The organism is Sinobaca qinghaiensis (assembly GCF_003610495.1).
GTDB classification, from domain to species: Bacteria; Bacillota; Bacilli; order Bacillales; family Marinococcaceae; genus Sinobaca; species Sinobaca qinghaiensis.
On sequence record NZ_RAPK01000006.1, the window covers coordinates 448,479 to 464,860 of the forward strand.

Genomic DNA, 16,382 nt, shown 5'->3' on the forward strand with positions numbered 1-16,382 from the left:
AGGAGGAAAAAAGTGAAAAAACTTTTAGTCGCTGATCTCATCTCCCCACAAGGCCATTATATTTATAATGAAAATCTACTAACTACACTATCAAAGTTATATGAAATTGATTTTATCGGTGACTATAATCTAATAAACCGGTTGAAACCAATAATAAAATCCGTCAATTTTAATACATTTAATTTCTTGAAAAAAAAAGAAAATAATCTTAGTTTTAAAATAGAACAATTATTTAGAATAAGGGAAATAATAAAACTTAATAAAGATAAAAAATATGATGTAATACTCATATCTTCTTATGACTTAGTGACATTATCTCTTTTCTCAGAAAAACACTTCAAAGCTAAAGTCATCTTGGTTAATCATAATAATTTAAGTCGAATAGATTCTTTAATTAAAAGATTTTGTTTTAAAAAAGTTTATTCCAATTTCTCAGTCCACCTTCTTTTCGAAAACATTTTTAAGATAAACTTAGAAAAAGAACTAAAATCATCTTTAGATAAATGCTATATAATTCCACACTTTTTAATAAGTAATTCACCCTCGGAAAATAATAAAAAAAGTACATCAGATATCACTAAAATACTCTATTTAGGAAATGATCGTGATAATAAGGGGTTAGAAGTTTTGATGAAAGCAGTAAACCGATTTGATAGGAAAGATTGGCTAAACAACTTAGAGATCAATGTAGCAGGTAAATTATCTAAAACTTATAGTTGCGATAAGATCAATTTTTATAATTATAGAACCTCAGATAGTGAATATAAGAAATTTATATTAGAAACAGATTTCATTGTATTACCATATAGAAATACCTTCATGAATAGAGTGAGTGGTATATTTTTTGAATCATTATCTTATGAGAAACCAATAATTGCATCAGACATTGATTTATTTAAACAATATTTTAAAGAATATGGACAAATTGGTTATTTGTTTACTGAAGGAAATCAAGAATCACTCTTTAACTTATTAGTGAAATTGCAAACTCAAAATAGAAATGAATATAAAAAGTTTCTCAAGAATATAAAGCAAATGAAAGAAGATTATTCTATAGAAGTAATACAAGACGCCTATAAAAAGTTAATAGGCTAACTTATATTAGTTTGAATTGCTTAATATAATAAAATTTTGCGATTAACAGCTTATTAGAATATTAGAAGCACATTGTTATAATAAAGTTAAATATTTAATTTAGGCTTCTTCTAATTTATTAAACGGTGCCAGTTTAATAATACTATTTTCGAATTCAAATGAAGTTAAGTATCTTCTAAGCTTATACGGAGCTATCAAAAAATTAAATGAATTAATGGTTCATGCGTATAGTTACTTTTACAATTATTTAATAATAGGGTATTAGTTATTTTATCCTTATTTTGTATTTGCAAGCTATGAGTTGGATAATTGGCAGTTAGTGTTCACTTTAAGTGTAAAAATACAGTGCTATAAGTTAGGAATGTGCTACAATATTTATAGTCGTATTTTTCCTCATCTAATATCTCAACTCATATAAACTTTTAATGTTTCTTTTTAATTGGATTTTTCAATCCATTAACTGGCTAGTTATCTAAAAAATAAAAACTAATGAATAGTAGATATCACTTTTTATTTTTTAACTATTACTAATATCTATTACTAAAAAGCGACTTGAGCATTATTATTAAATGAGCATATGTTTAACACTTGGAGGAATTTGAAACTATTTCATTTGAAAAATTAAGTTTATATATAGGACTTTTTAGAGTGTGCTGATTATAAAGTTTTATCATAAGTCAATTGAATGAATTATATTTTATGGAGGTAACTATGGAAGAAACAATTAGTTTAAAAGAAATAGGACAAATTTTAAAAAAAAGAATGAAACTTATTACAGTATTAACTTTAAGTGCATTAATGCTAGCTGTTATTTTTACTTTCTTCATTGCAACTCCTCAATATCAAGCCTCTACACAAATTCTTGTTAATCAAACTCAACAAAGTGAACAAGACAGAAGTACGATTAACGTACAGACTGATGACCTTGAATTAATTAATACATATAATGTAATAATTACTAGTCCTGCCATTTTAGACTTAGTGTTGGAAGAGACTAACTTAGATACTACAGTAAGTAATTTACAATCAAAAATCACAGTAGCAGCAGAGGAACAATCTCAAGTAGTTTCTTTAACTGTAGAAGATGAAAATCCTCAAATAGCAAGTGAGTTAGCCAATACTATTGCTGAAGTATTTGAGCAAGAAGTGCCAAACATTATGAATATTGATAATGTTAGTATATTGTCAGAAGCACAGGCCGCGGATAGCATGAGTCCGGTTTCCCCACAGCCGTCATTAAATTTTGCGCTTGCGCTTGCGATTGGTTTAATATTTGGCATAATGCTTGCTTTTTTAATAGAATTTCTCGATCAATCTCTTAAAACAGAACAAGATTTGGAGAAATTTCTTAATTTACCTATACTTGGCAGTGTTTCTATAATTAATAAAGAATTAGATAACGAGAAACAAGCTAATAGTAATTTAGTTAATAAAAAAACAGACTCTAATAAAAAAACTAGAAAAACTTCATAGCTTTTCAATAGAAAACTAACTGATATCTTAGTTAGTTTTTGGTTTATAAATATTTTTTAACCTTTTTGAGGAAAGGAATTCTCATATGAGCTATGCTAAAAGATTATTATTATTAATGTCCATAGATACTACTATAGTAATGTTGTCAATTTTTTTTGGTAGTTATTTACTATATAATAATGATTATATAAATTCTAGTATTATTATTGTCAGCTCCGTATTTTTAATAGTTAGCCACCATATTTTTGCATATTTTTTTAAATTATATAAAAAAGTGTGGCAGTATGCTAGTGTTAACGAACTTACAGAAATATTTAAAGCCGTCTCTTTTTCAATTTTGATAGTTGGAATACTTCAAATTCTAGTTTTTGGAGCACTATTTACTAGAACGTTGATTTTAACATGGATGCTGCATATTTTATTGTTAGGAGCGTCACGTTTTGCTTGGCGTATATTAAGAGATCATTATATGTTTCCTAATGAAAACAAAAATAAGAAAAGAACCTTGCTTATAGGAGCAGGTAGCGCTGGGCGCATGGTTGTACGTCAAATTACGATGAGAGGTTCTGATAGTGAACTGCAACCAGTAGCTTTTGTTGATGACGATATCAAAAAAATGAATTTAGAAATACTAGGCGTTCCTGTAGTCGGCCAGGTAAAAGATATAGAAGAACTTGTACAGGAATATGAAATAGAACATATTGTCATCGCTATTCCTTCTTTACAGCGCGGTGAAGTGCAGAAAATCTACCAGGAATGTCAAAAAACCAAAATACATACTCAGATCATGCCAATGATGGAAGATATTCTAAATGGCCGTGTTTCAGTGAGTCAGTTCCGGGAAGTCCAGATTGAAGATCTTCTTGGTCGTGAGACGGTAGAACTGGATACTTCCAGCGTTTCCAGCTATGTGGCATATAAAATTGTGATGGTTACAGGCGCTGGAGGTTCCATTGGCTCGGAAATCTGTAGACAGGTTGTTAAATTCCATCCGAATAAAATTATTTTACTTGGCCATGGTGAAAATAGTATATATGATATTGAAATGGATCTAAGACAGCGTGAGCTTACTTGCGAGATCGTTACCGAAATTTCCGACATTAAAGATAAATTAAAAATCGATGCGATTATGAAACGCCATCAACCGGATGTTATATTTCACGCAGCTGCTCATAAACACGTGCCGTTGATGGAACGTAATCCGGAAGAAGCGGTTAAGAATAACGTTGTCGGTACGAAAAATGTGGCGGAAGTCGCTTCTGATAACAATGTTAAAACATTTGTCATGATATCCAGTGATAAAGCAGTTAACCCAACAAGCGTCATGGGGGCAACCAAACGTGTGGCGGAAATGGTCGTTCAGCACATGGATACGATTAGCGAAACAAACTTTGTGTCGGTTCGTTTTGGAAACGTGCTCGGCAGCCGAGGCAGTGTTGTTCCTCTTTTTAAAAAGCAGATTCAGCAGGGCGGTCCGGTTACGGTAACCGATCCGAAAATGACAAGGTATTTCATGACTATTCCAGAAGCTTCCCGTTTGGTTATCCAGGCCGGTGCTCTGGCTAGAGGCGGCGAAATTTTTGTGCTCGACATGGGTAAGCCTGTGAACATTACCGATCTGGCAAAAAATGTGATTGAATTGTCTGGTCATACCGTAGAAGAAATTGGTATTAAATATACCGGCATGCGACCGGGTGAAAAAATGTATGAAGAACTTCTCGGCGATGAAGAAGTTCACAATGAACAAGTATATCCTCAAATTTATATTGGAAAAACTCTCCCTGTCGATGTAAACTTAATTACAGAGTTAATTAACGATGTAAACTCCCAGGATAAAGAAACATTAAAAGCTCACATTTTTGATACTGCGGATCTGCGGAGACGCACCGTGACGAAAGTGAATTTTAATCAATAGAAGAAGGGGGAAGGGAGCTGCTGCTTTCCTTCTCTTTTTCTTCATTAATGAAAAACCATATCATAAAGGGGTTATTGAACAATGAATATTTCCGTAGTCGGTACTGGATACGTAGGACTTGTTACAGGTGTCTCACTGTCAGAAATAGGGCATCATGTGACCTGCCTGGACATTGATAAAGAGAAAGTGGCAAAACTTCTCCGCGGCGAATCGCCTATTTATGAACCGGGCATTGAAGAAATGATGAGGCAGAATATTGAAAACGGCCATCTTCATTTCACGAGTGATTATAAAGAAGCCTGCGAAAAAGTAGAAGCTTTATACATTGCGGTCGGCACGCCGGAAAAAGAAGATGGCACGGCTGACCTTCGTTTCGTAGAAGCCGTAGTTCAGTCCGTTGCTTCCAACATTAAAGCACCACTTACCGTTATTACGAAAAGCACGGTTCCAGTAGGAACAAATGATAAAATTCAGGCTCTGTTTTATGAACAAGCGGAAGTTCCGGTGCATGTCGTATCAAACCCTGAGTTTTTAAGAGAAGGATCTGCTATTCATGATACGTTTTACGGCGATCGCATTATTATAGGAGCAGACAATGAAGAAGCCGGAGATGTGGTTGCACTGATTAATAAGGCTTTCGGTATTCCTATTTTCCGTACCGACTGCCGCAGCGCTGAAATGATCAAATATGCTTCCAACGCTTTCCTGGCTACCAAGATCAGCTATATTAACGAGATATCCAACTTATGCGAATTTACTAACGCTAACGTAGAAGATGTAGCCAAAGGAATGGGTATGGACAAGCGTATCGGCGCTAATTTCCTGAATGCTGGTATTGGCTATGGTGGCTCTTGCTTTCCTAAAGATACATCTGCACTGTTAAGGCAGGCAGAAAATCAAGGTATGGCCTTTCCATTAATGAACTCTATTATTACCACCAATGCGATGCAGCAGCTTAAACTGATTGATAAAGCAGAAGCACGTTTCGGAAGTTTAAAAGATAAAAAAGTAGCGGTACTCGGACTGGCTTTCAAGCCTAATACGGATGATATGCGTGCAGCGCCTTCTATTCCCGTTACTGAAAGATTAGTGCTGGATGGGGCAACGGTAAACGTATATGATCCGATTGCCATGGACGCAGCAAAGAACGTACTTCCTAAGGCAATTACGTATACAAATACGATGAAAGAGTGTATAGAAAACGCAGAAATTATTTTCATTTTGACGGAATGGAAAGATATTGTAGCGGATCTTCTTCCTCTTATTAAAGAGAATGGAAAAAGAGTGGCTCTCTTTGATGGAAGAAACTGCTATGGCTATCAGGAACTAAAAGACGTTGATATGGAATACTATTCCATCGGCCGTCCAGGACTTACTGCAAAACTGGAAACGGTGCATCAGTAAAATAATTCAGACCCGACGAGACCACTCGCCGGGTCTTTTTTTAGCTGATATGCTTGTTTTTATGAACAAAGAAAAAGTAGCATTCGTTGTGGTAAAAGGCTTTTCGGTAATAGTGGGCCCGTTCGCTTTCGGTAGTGCTTTTATTCGCCAAGTGGAGGAAATGGTTGCTGGAATAGTTGTGGTATTTGATGTAGGCGTTGTCCTTGAGTTTAGTGAACAATTGGAACACCTCTTTCTTATAAAGAATCTTCTGTTCGTTAATAAGAATTACTGTTAGTATACACGCATTCCGACGAGATGAAACCTATAACTGTTTAAATGAAAATAAGTTTTTATTTTTAATATCCGGAAAATTTACTTAGTTTTTCTTAAATTCAAAGATTTTTTTTATATAAGGACGAAAATGAATCGGCTGTGACAATAGAAAGCTATAGTAGTTTTGATACTTAATTTATTTGCATTATAATTATTGAAAAATATCGTGGTTTTCATAAATCTTTGGTTATGCTAAGCTTATAAATGGTAAATATGGCTTATGTTAGTAAAAGTGTTTTGTGATATGAAAACAATTGAACCTCAAAACATAAATAAAGTTACGTCTTCCGGTGTAAAATGGATCAGTGTCTTTACTTTGCTTAATATTATCGTGAATCCAGTCATGCTAATTTTTTTATCTGGATTTTTAGAACCAGGGGAATTTGGGCTGCATTCTATTCTAGCAGTAATTATTACATTAGCTAATGCCTTGTCTCAATTTGGTATAGCTCAGGCTATTATTCAAAAAGAAGAAGTAACCAACAAGGAATTAAGCAGTCTTTTCTGGGGAAACTGCAATGATTAGTGTAATTATTTTTTTATGGCATCTCCAATTGCTTCTTTTTATGATAGTGAAGCATTAGTTCCACTCATACATATTATTGCTTTTTTGTTTATCGTTGAGCCGTCATCTATGCTTTTTATAGCTATGCTCGAGAAAGAATTTAAATTTAAACAGGTTACTATTTTTAGTTTAATTAAATTGTTTACTACGACAGGGATTACTGTTGGTTTGGTGTATAACGGGTTTGGGGCTTTCAGTATTGTATGGGTACATTTGTTGGGAGCTCTATTATTTGGAATCGTGCTGTTTCTTTATTTTCGTACAATTTGGTGGCCTTCCTTATGTTTTTCGGTGGCAGCAGTTAAGCCATTTCTTCATTTTGGTATTTATATATCTGGTGAAAATGCGCTTAATGAATTTGGAAAAAGTATCGATGAAATTATATTGGGACGCGTAATCGGTCTGGAAGCTCTTAATACCTATCATTTAGCTAAACAGGTGATTGAGAAAATTATTACGTTAATTACATCTACAATTAATAAAGTGTTTTATCCAATTTATAGTAAAATACGCAAACAAAACGAAGGAAAAGTGTTTAAACAGACCTATTTACAGACGACAAATATTGTAGCTACATTGGGATATCCAGCTTTTTCTATTTTGATATTGATGCTTTCGGTAGTGATTACTACTTTCTTTGGACAGGAGTGGCATAATTCGATCATTATTATGCGGGTTCTCTGTGTGAAAGGAATGTTCGATATCATATTGAATGAATTTGCATCAAGTTCTCTTTATGTACACAATAAGCCCAAAACTGTATTTCAAGTTGATTTAGTGATCACCCCTATTAGAGTAGTCTTTATTTATTTAAGTGCTTTAGTAAGTGTATAGCTTGTTGCAGTTACTTGTACGCTAATCATTGTCATGAAAGTATTTATACTGCAGAAGAAACTAAATGATATTACGTTATTGAATTTCAAGGAGTACAGCTTAATGATTACACGTCCTTTCCTATTAAATAGTGTGTGGTTAGTTGCCATTTTATTTATAGTGAATAATCAAGTGCCATAGAATCCTATTTTATGAAGCGTTATATTTGCGGTCTTGTATGTTGGAAGTTTGTATTTAGTAAACAAAGACAATGTTATTATTAATAGACATCAAATAATTGATCTAAAGATGAGATAGCATGTTCATGCATACAACCAGATCAACTTATCCTGCGAAGTGCAGAAGAAGGACTGACACTTCAGCAGGAAAACGGTAAAAGAGCATTGTGATGAAATATTTGGAATAGAGTAACTAGATAGAAGGGAGATGAATTATATGGAAATAATATTACTATCGGGTGGATCGGGGAAGCGTCTCTGGCCTTTATCGAACGATGCCAGAGCCAAGCAATTTCTGCGTGTATTGGAAGATGAGAATGGAGCACGCATATCTATGCTGGAAAGAGTCTGGAATCAGCTACGAGAGGTAAATCTTGATGATTCGGCTATTGTAGCAACAAGCAGTATGCAGGCAGAAGTACTGGAAAGCCAAATCGGAAGAGAAGTTCCTTTAATCGTGGAGCCGGAAAAAAGGGACACTTTTCCGGCCATAGCTCTAGCAGCTACCTATTTATATTCTGAAAAGCATATATCAGAAGATGAGATAGTAGCTATTTTACCTGTAGACCCTTACGTAGATACTGCTTTTTTTGAAAAAATTAAAGAAATGGAAACCGTTATTGAACAAACCGGTGCAGAACTTGCTCTTATCGGTGTTACGCCTACTTTTCCTTCTTCAAAATATGGCTATATCGTACCGGAAGACAATCAAACTGATTCCCATATAGAAGTAGCTAGGTTCCAAGAAAAGCCGGAAGAAAAGCAGGCGGAAAGTTTAATAGAGCAGGGGGCTCTTTGGAACACTGGAGTATTTGCTTTCAAACTGAAAACAGTACTGGATATTCTCAGAAATAAAAATTTCCCTATAAAATATCATCAACTGCTCCATCATTATGAAGATCTGCCTAAAATAAGCTTTGACTATGAAGTGGTTGAAAGACTTCAACGAATTGTAGCCCTTTCATACGACGGATATTGGAAAGATCTCGGGACATGGAATACATTGACCGAAGAAATGAACCATACTCAAATTGGGGTAGGAAATATAAGTGAAGATTCAACAAATACGCATCTTATTAATGAATTAGATATTCCAGTTAATATATTAGGAATATCCAATGCAGTAGTGGCTGTAAGTCCGGATGGTATTTTAATATCAGATAAACAAGCGAGTCCGAGAATTAAAGAACTTCTTGATAAAGAAGAACAGCGCCCGATGTATGAAGAAACTAAATGGGGCTGGTACAAAATATTTGATTACACTTTTGACAAAGACGACATTGAGTCATTAACAAGAAGAATTCATATAAATAAAGGGGAAAATCTTCCCTTTGAATATCACCGCCATCGTAAAGAAACATGGATAGTAGTAAAAGGAAGCGGACATTTAATAAAAGGCTCGGATATATTCGAAGTGGATTCGGGTCAAGTAATAGATATTCCGGCTAATACTGCACACAGCATCAAAGCAGTAACTGAATTAGAGATAGTGGAAATTCAATATGGAAGTCATTTAGTGGAATCAGAAACTGAAGTAATATCAAAAAATTGGGTAGAAATTATTAAAAAATGCACCAATAATGAGCAAAATCCAGCCTTGTAAGATAGATTATCAGATTGTCCAGTAGCAAAAACATAATAGAGAAAGTTACTCGACAATCTGGGTCACCGAAGGTGGATTTATGTATGGCAATACTGGATCTATAAAAGAATAACTATGGATTTTCAATGGTTTATCCACCTATGATTAGTTCTGAATTTTCTGATAAAAATTCCATTTTCTTGTCTGAGCGGCAAAAACGTTTGCAAGAAACGCTGTCCCGGCCTTTCTCTTACAAAGCTGTTCATCATCCCGGTATTGGTTCAATGGTGTATACGATCGTCTACGAGGACCATACCGTGTACATTAACGATACGAGATACGCTTATATAGATATTGCCTCCATCCACCGTTTATCTTCCATTGATTCGCTTCTCTATGATCTGGAACTGGCCGGTTATTATCCGGTGATTCTATACCCGGAGCTGTCTGATGCGTTATTAACGCATGACACGCCGTTCTATCGTCTCGTAAGGAAAGGCTGCCTTGGTATGATCAGTGCGTCATCCCTTCTCGGGCGTAATCCTGGTAAAGCGCAGGTGATTGCGTATAATATGGCGAGGGGCAATCTGGCTCATTTTATCGGCTCTGAGAGGGACGAGATGAGAGAAGATGATATAAAAGCAGCTTATGCAAAGGTAGAAAGCAAAATAGGGAGTGAAGCAGCAGAGACGCTGCGCAGTAACCGGGAACGTGTAAGCGCTGATGATCATGTGGAAGTGGATTTGCCTGTTAAGATGGATTATATGAAGCGGCCAAAGCGGCGTTTCTTTTCACAATAAATATACTTCATACAGAAGTCCGGCAGCCCAGTTGTCGGGCTTTTTATGATGCTTGTTAGAAAAGAACTATAAAATTTCCTTATTTCAGTTGAATTGTTCCTATTTATTGTGCTATTATGTTCTTTATAACGAATATAAATCAGCGTGGGGGTATATTCAATGGACAACGTAACAGAGCATCGAAACAATAGAAATAAGCTGTCAAACCGGGAAAAGAAAGCCTATGGCGTATTTGAAAACAGACTGGAAAGCACACACCAAATGGCAGAAAAGCCTTTAGTGCAGGTTCTGTATATCGAAGAAGAGCGCTGTGAGCTGCGCTTCGATCATACGAGGTACGTCTATGTGGATATACGGGCCATGCAAACGCTCGGTGCGGCCCGGCAGGTACTGTATCAGCTGCAGATGGCCGGCTACTATCCGATCATTATGTATCCGGAGCAATGCGACGTGCTGCTTTCAAACAACTCACCTTTTTACCGGATTGCACGCCGCGGTGGCATTGGTATGGTGGACGCTGCCTCTGTTACGGGAGCATATGGCAAGCGCACCCGGGACATTGCTTTGAATTTGCTGCAGGGCAGCCTTTCTCCGTTGATAGGATCGTCAGCAGAGGAAGCATTCCAGGAAGACAGCTTGAAGAACGCCTACATGGAAATTGAAAAATGGATGGGAACACAGAACGCGGATATGATACGGGAGAACCGCCGGCGGGTAGAGAACGATGAGTATATTCAGCTGGATCAGCCGTCCAGGTCCAACTATATGAAACGCAGAAGCAGCTGGTCGCTGCTGTCTTAAAATAATAAAACACGGGCAGTCCTAAAAAGGGGCTGCCTGTTTTATTGCTGCAAACAGAAATGGTGTATTAGTTGTTCTATATATATAACGGCTATTCATATTGATTGATTATCATTCTCAGTAAAGAACACGTAAATGATAAAATGATAAACAGATGACATAGACTTTATTTCCAATGATTAACTGGTTACTTTTTTACATAAATAGAAGATATTATATTGAATATAGGTATATTATATGGTAAAATCCATTCTATATAGAGAAAAGATTACATATACACGGGGGTAAAGTATGAACTATTTGGATGTTTCCAGCTCATACAACACAGAAAACGCAGGGGGAAGTAACATCATAGAAAGCAGTATTTATTCAGATATTATTCCGCACGACCAATTTATTCGTTATAAAGAAAACGACTGCGTTCTTTATAGCGGTGAATCCCGGTACGCCTATGTGGATATCCGCGAAGAAACTAGTGTCAAAACGGTAGCAGGCGTACTGTACGATCTGCAGCTGGGAGGTCATGTGCCGGTTATTCTCCATCCGGAACAAAGTGACGTGTTGCTGGAGGAGGATCTTCCGCTGTATCGTTTTATTAGAAACGGGGGCCTCAGCTTAGTCGACGCGGCCTCAGTGACAGGGGAGAACGGAAAACATGCGCAGACGATAGCTTTAAATATGCTGCGCTATAACCTTGCTCATTTTATTGGGGACAAAGACACGAATACCGGAGAAAGCAGCCTGGCAGCGGCCTATACTAAAATTCAGTCACAGCTGTCCAATTTATCCGTCGATACATTGAAAGAAAATAAAAGCATGCTTTTACAGGGGCTGCCTATTGAAATAGATTCTCCGATTAAGAAGAACTACCTGAAAAAACAAAGAAGCTGGTTTTCTTTTTAATCATTAATCAATACGATATCTTTTTTCTGCCCGCAGGAAAAGGATATTTTATTGCATGTGAACGCTTGAAACGAAAGGACAAGCAACATGACCGGATATGCTTTTTACATTGAGTACAGACATAAGGGGAAATGGAAGAAACTATTTCAGCATGCCTTGATCAGCGGGGAAGAAGCGAGATGGGTGGGAAACAACTATATCTTTATTCCCTATTATAAGAACTGGGAATGGCCCGGGTGCGCCATCGAAAAGATCAATGAATTCAAGAGCCAGCTGCTCCGGGTTACGAAAGTGATCGTCTTCCACCATGCCCCGCATAAGCCGAAATCAGTCGGTATTCTGGAATTGAAAAAATGGGATATCTTACAGGATGGGATTATGGCGAAAGAGTACCGCCTCATCCATATGGAGCATTTAATGCTGTGAAAAAATTATCTGCATGCCAAAGACAGCCGTTCTTTAGAGAATGGCTGTTTTTCATGTTACGCAGAAAAACTCCCTGCTCTATAAAAGAACAGGGAGGTCGTGAAAGACAAACACGTAAGGTGAAACATTTATCACGGGGGTGATAGTAACCCCATTACCTTTTACGTAGTTCCTAAAACATCTTTTTTCATTTTATAAGACGGTAAATGATCTGTATAATTATCTGCCGCCGCAGTCAGGTCGTCTGTAAATAGGTTTACCGGAAGTATGCAGGGGAATAATAATGTAACAGTATAAAGATGATTACGCTTCCTGCTTTTCTTCTCCACCACGTCTATTAGAAAAGGATGGATGCATATGGCAGGCTCAGATTCTTCCCATAACGGTGTGTCATTAACGGAACGGCAGAAACGATTAAAAGAAACGCTCGGAAAGCCGCTTTCCGAGGAAGCGGTGTATCATCCCGGCATTGGAACCAACGTATATAAGGTGGATTTTGAAGATTATGCGGTATACGTAAATGAAACGAGGTATGCGTATATTGATATTGCTTCCACGGAAATGGTCTCCGGCATGGAAAAAGTGCTGTATGACCTGGAGCTTGCCGGCTACTATCCGGTCATTATGTATCCGGAGCTTGCGGAGGTGCTGCTCAGTCATGAGACGCCGTTATATCGGCTTGTCCGTAAGGGCTGCCTCGGAATGATAAGCGCGGCTTCCATTGCCGGGCGGAACCGCAGCAAAACCCAAATGGTGGCGATGAATATGATCCGCGGCAATCTGGCGCATTTTATGCATTCACCTGAAGGCAAAGAAGACGAGCTGGAAGCGGCCTATGCGAAAGTGGAAAGCAAGATTGGAAAAGAAACGGCCGCGTCGCTGCGGGATAACCGCGGCCGGGTGCTGGCCGATGACCACGTAGAAGTTGACCTGCCGGGCAAGATCGACTACATGAAAAAACCGAAATGGCGTTTGTTTGGATAACCCCATCACTACCAGAAACAGCCGGTTATCCGGCTGTTTTTTTTAGATAAGGCTTTAGCTTTTCTCCGGAGCGCGCTAGAATGAAAGAAACGTACATAAATTCAGGAGGAGAGAGCAATGAAACGAATTGCAATTGATATGGATGAAGTCATGGCCGACCTCATCCCGAAGCATTTACAGCTGTACAATGAGAATTTCGGGGAAGCGCTGACGCTCGAGGACCTGCATGGCAGAAAGCTCCGGGAAGTCCGTCCCCATGCAGTCGAAGAGCTGCGCGGCTACCTGAGTGATCCCGGTTTCTTCCGTGATCTGGACGTGATGGAAGGCGCCCAGGATGTGATACAGGAGCTGCACGAAGACCACGAAATTTTTATCACAACCGCGGCAATGGAGTTTCCAACCTCATTTACCGCCAAATATGAATGGCTTAAAGAACACTTTTCGTTTTTAAACGACCTGAATTTTGTCTTCTGCGGGGATAAAGGCATCATCAACGCCGATTACCTGATTGATGACAACGCCCGCCATTTTAAACGCTTTGAAGGCACGGGGCTTTTGTTTACCTCCCCGCATAACGTGCACGTCACCGGCTATGAACGGGTGGACAGCTGGGGAGACGTACGGGAGTATTTTTTGAAATAAGGTGATCGTATAAATAAAAAGCCCAATGTCAGAGTTGTTCTGGCATTGGGCTTTATTTCACCGCACTAAGTTTATTCGATAAATAAAGATTGTTATTGGTATTTAACATAACTATACTGATAGTAATGAAATCAAACATACATAAGTGGGGAACGTCTCCCCATATATAGAAGCAGGGAGGATATCTGCCTTGATAAAGAAAACCAGGGAACCGCTGCCTGGTAAGAAACTGTCGCTGTTTCTTATTACATGGCCTATTTTTATTGAAGTGTTTTTACAGATTGCGATGCAGTTTGTGGATGTTTTCATGATCAGCTTTATTTCGGATGATGCGGTCGCTTCCATAGGGGTCGTCAATCAGATTTTCCTGCTGACGTTTGTCCTGTTTAATTTTACCGCTTTAGGTGCAGGGGTGGTGATCTCGCAGTATACGGGTGCCCGCAAAACAGAAGATATCAGTAAAATTGTCTCGCATGCGATTATTATAAACTTAGCCTTCGGCCTGTTTATCAGTGCTGTGGTGGTCTTGTTTCGTCTTCCCCTGTTGGAATTATTTAATCTGGCACCGGAATTAGTTACATATGCGGATACGTTTATGCTCATTGTCGGCGGCACGCTTTTTACCCAGGCGCTGGTGATGACGCTCTCTGCTCTGCTGCAGGGAAAAGGATATACAAAAGACGTCATGTACGTCGTGCTTGGCATGAACGTATTAAATGTGTTCGGGAACTATGCGTTTATTTTCGGGGCTTTCGGCTTCCCGGAATGGGGAGTGGCCGGGGTAGCGCTGTCCACGGTGATATCAAGGGTACTCGCTATGACTGTCTTAGCCGTCCTTTTGTATATCCGCTTGGACGTCTCGCTGAAATGGAGTGATTTTTACAAGTGGGAGCGGCGCCATGCCGGAAAAATTCTTAATATCGGTATTCCGTCCGCCGGCGAGCAGCTCTCCTATAATGGGAGCCAGCTCGCTATAACGATATTTATCACCACGCTTGGAGCTGCCGCTCTTTCTACAAGAGTCTACGCTTTGAACTTAATGGCCCTGATGATGATATTTTCGCTGTCCGTAGGAAAGGGCATGCAGATTTATGTAGGGCAGCTTATCGGGGCAGGAGAAAGAGAAGTAGCGTATCATCAAATGTTCCGGGGCCTTAAAATAGCATTGCTGATCGTACTGCTTGTCGGTATGGTACTGGCTTTTTCGGGCGAAGCATTATTTCAGTTGTTTACGTCCAACCCGGATATTATAGCCACAGGAACGATTCTTCTTTTTATCGGTATTATTCTGGAGCCGGGAAAAGCCGGTAATCTTATTATCATCAGCGCGCTCCGGGCGACAGGCGATGCACGCTATCCTGTTCTGATGGGAATGCTGTTCATGTGGGGCGTGACTGTGCCGCTTGCCTATGTACTCGGAATTTATTTAGAATTTGGGCTGATCGGCATTTGGATCGCGATGACGATAGACGAATGGGGAAGAGCCAGCCTGATGTATATACGCTGGCGGAGCAGGAAATGGGAAAGCAAGGCCCTGGTGGAAGAATACAAAGAAACGGCACCGGTGCCGTGAGTATGAACAGTAAATTATTTCTAAAAGCAGCGATACGATCCGAATAATATGGTGACAAAAGCTGATCTCACACGTTGAGATCAGCTTTTTATTATAAAAGTAAAAAAAGAACTGGATTAATAAATTGTGTTCTAGTATACTAGTATACAAGTTAGGGGTGAGAAAATGCAGACATCGGTTGGAAGCAATGCGTACAGTGTCATTAAAGAACAAATTATTAATCTGGAGCTGGAGCCGGGAGAAAAAATTTCAGAAAGTGAATTAGGATCAAGGCTTCAGGTCAGTAGAACCCCGATAAGGGAAGCGTTCAAACGTCTGGCCCAGGAAGGATTAATCGACATATATCCCCAGAGGGGCTCTTTTGTGTCCCAGATTGATGAAAGCTATGTAGAAGAAGGACGTTTCATGAGGGAGCATATGGAGCTGGCTGTAATAGAACTGGCATGTCAGAAAATACCTGATCATTACTTAGTAGATTTAGAAGAAAGTATATTACTACAGGAAAAAAGTGTAGAGGCTAAAAATTACAAACGCTTGTTTCAGCTGGATGAGTATTTTCACCAAGTGTTTTTCCTGGGGTGCGACAAAGAAAGAACGTGGACAGCTGTTCAAAACATGATGGCCAACTTAAATAGAACAAGGATGCTGAGCCTTGCTTCTGAATTCAACTGGGAAATGATCGTAATGCAGCATAAGCAAATTCTAGAGGCAGTTGCCAAGAACGACCCTGATCAAGCGAAAGCAGTAATGAAAGAACATTTAACGATGGTCAATGTAGATATTGCCAATTTAAAGCAGCAGTATGGGTCATATTTTAAAGATAAGTAATATGTTTTGGTAAAAGGAGGCACT

13 protein-coding genes and 1 pseudogene are annotated in these 16,382 nt (G+C 38.4%); all 14 read left to right on the forward strand.

Annotated elements, in window-relative coordinates:
• Positions 1 to 12 precede the first annotated feature (12 nt).
• The gene (locus tag ATL39_RS02570; protein WP_120191721.1) at positions 13 to 1,095 is read left to right on the forward strand and encodes a glycosyltransferase; all 1,083 of its coding nucleotides are present in this window, start codon (positions 13 to 15) and stop codon (positions 1,093 to 1,095) included.
• A 711-nt stretch (positions 1,096 to 1,806) separates the two neighbouring features.
• On the forward strand, positions 1,807 to 2,568 hold the full coding sequence (locus ATL39_RS02575; protein ID WP_120191722.1) for a YveK family protein: 762 nt from the start codon (positions 1,807 to 1,809) through the stop codon (positions 2,566 to 2,568).
• Between the two features lie 139 nt (positions 2,569 to 2,707).
• Positions 2,708 to 4,483 carry a polysaccharide biosynthesis protein gene (locus ATL39_RS02580; protein WP_342768754.1) on the forward strand — a complete coding sequence of 592 codons (1,776 nt, stop codon included), beginning with the start codon at positions 2,708 to 2,710 and terminating at the stop codon, positions 4,481 to 4,483.
• Between the two features lie 81 nt (positions 4,484 to 4,564).
• Positions 4,565 to 5,887 carry a UDP-glucose dehydrogenase family protein gene (locus ATL39_RS02585; RefSeq protein WP_120191724.1) on the forward strand — a complete coding sequence of 441 codons (1,323 nt, stop codon included), beginning with the start codon at positions 4,565 to 4,567 and terminating at the stop codon, positions 5,885 to 5,887.
• A gap of 559 nt (positions 5,888 to 6,446) precedes the next feature.
• A pseudogene (locus ATL39_RS02600) lies at positions 6,447 to 7,601 on the forward strand (oligosaccharide flippase family protein).
• 435 nt (positions 7,602 to 8,036) lie between these two features.
• Positions 8,037 to 9,422, forward strand: coding sequence for a sugar phosphate nucleotidyltransferase (locus ATL39_RS02605; RefSeq protein ID WP_120191728.1), 1,386 nt, complete (start codon positions 8,037 to 8,039; stop codon positions 9,420 to 9,422).
• Between the two features lie 200 nt (positions 9,423 to 9,622).
• Positions 9,623 to 10,201: a CpsB/CapC family capsule biosynthesis tyrosine phosphatase gene (locus ATL39_RS02610; RefSeq protein ID WP_120191729.1), complete on the forward strand. Its 579-nt coding sequence runs from the start codon at positions 9,623 to 9,625 to the stop codon at positions 10,199 to 10,201.
• Positions 10,202 to 10,360: 159 nt separating this feature from the next.
• The gene (locus tag ATL39_RS02615) at positions 10,361 to 11,002 is read left to right on the forward strand and encodes a CpsB/CapC family capsule biosynthesis tyrosine phosphatase (RefSeq protein WP_120191730.1); all 642 of its coding nucleotides are present in this window, start codon (positions 10,361 to 10,363) and stop codon (positions 11,000 to 11,002) included.
• A 291-nt stretch (positions 11,003 to 11,293) separates the two neighbouring features.
• Complete coding sequence (locus ATL39_RS02620; RefSeq protein WP_120191731.1) at positions 11,294 to 11,905, forward strand: CpsB/CapC family capsule biosynthesis tyrosine phosphatase; 612 nt, start codon at positions 11,294 to 11,296, stop codon at positions 11,903 to 11,905.
• Between the two features lie 87 nt (positions 11,906 to 11,992).
• On the forward strand, positions 11,993 to 12,331 hold the full coding sequence (locus ATL39_RS02625; RefSeq protein WP_120191732.1) for a hypothetical protein: 339 nt from the start codon (positions 11,993 to 11,995) through the stop codon (positions 12,329 to 12,331).
• Positions 12,332 to 12,688: 357 nt separating this feature from the next.
• Entirely contained in the window at positions 12,689 to 13,315 is a 627-nt protein-coding gene (locus tag ATL39_RS02630; RefSeq protein ID WP_120191733.1) for a CpsB/CapC family capsule biosynthesis tyrosine phosphatase, read from the forward strand.
• Between the two features lie 117 nt (positions 13,316 to 13,432).
• Entirely contained in the window at positions 13,433 to 13,957 is a 525-nt protein-coding gene (locus ATL39_RS02635; protein ID WP_120191734.1) for a 5' nucleotidase, NT5C type, read from the forward strand.
• Positions 13,958 to 14,147: 190 nt separating this feature from the next.
• On the forward strand, positions 14,148 to 15,530 hold the full coding sequence (locus tag ATL39_RS02640) for an MATE family efflux transporter (protein WP_245960896.1): 1,383 nt from the start codon (positions 14,148 to 14,150) through the stop codon (positions 15,528 to 15,530).
• Between the two features lie 165 nt (positions 15,531 to 15,695).
• The gene (locus ATL39_RS02645; RefSeq protein ID WP_120191735.1) at positions 15,696 to 16,358 is read left to right on the forward strand and encodes a GntR family transcriptional regulator; all 663 of its coding nucleotides are present in this window, start codon (positions 15,696 to 15,698) and stop codon (positions 16,356 to 16,358) included.
• The last annotated feature ends 24 nt before the right edge of the window (positions 16,359 to 16,382 follow it).